Raw genomic sequence first — 668 nt, 5'->3', positions numbered from 1 at the left:
AAAGAGATGCAATTTTATCTGCGCTTATGGCATTGAGCCTAACTAGCAGACAAATTTTGCATTATAGTTTCTGTGTGCAGGACCATTACTCTAATTACAAGATAGCTAGGGAAGTTGGATATTCCGAAAGAAGTATTCAACGAATGAAATCAGATGCTTTAATTGAATTTGCCGAAGCGTATCGAAATGGAAAAATAATTGCATATAAATAAAATTTTTGGCGGTTTTTTGGCGGAAAGTTGGCGGTTTTTATCAATATTTAGATGTTATTATGGTAGTGTCGAAAGATAAGGAGACGAGGGTAAGGCATGCATTACCTATCTTAGCTCCGTTTCGCTTATCTTTGGAGGCTACCTACAAAAAAATAAAGAATAAGGATGTGGAAAGTCCAGTTCTTTCTGTCTCGTTTAGTCTAGGTAGCAAATATTGCAATAAACTTGGCATTAAGCTTACACGTAGACGTACGCTGAAAGCACTTGTCAAGATAGCGCTATGTAAGTTGCAATGATCACTCACAAATCATACGTTCTCAAAAATAAAGAAATGAGGTGTAATTCCTCTCTTTTTTCTACAGGTTTGTGAGTGTTAATGGGATATAGCTTAACTGGTAGAGCAGCGGTCTCCAAAATCGTTGGTATAGGTTCGAGTCCTATTGTTCCAGTAGGTAG

At 37.1% G+C, this 668-nt stretch carries 1 protein-coding gene and 1 tRNA gene; both read left to right on the top strand.

Annotation, left to right across the window (positions count from 1 at the left end; genetic code table 11):
• Positions 1-212, top strand: a 212-nt coding sequence (locus HMPREF2810_RS07655; protein ID WP_083307133.1) for an ArpU family phage packaging/lysis transcriptional regulator, incomplete at its 5' end; no start/stop codon positions are given.
• Between the two features lie 377 nt (positions 213-589).
• Positions 590-661 (top strand) — tRNA-Trp (locus tag HMPREF2810_RS07645).
• Positions 662-668: the final 7 nt, after the last annotated feature.

The organism is Enterococcus sp. HMSC078F03 (assembly GCF_001811595.1).
GTDB lineage: Bacteria > Bacillota > Bacilli > Lactobacillales > Enterococcaceae > Enterococcus > Enterococcus faecalis.
The sequence above is the reverse complement of the archived record's forward strand: the minus strand, read 5'-3'. Positions and strand labels throughout refer to the sequence as shown.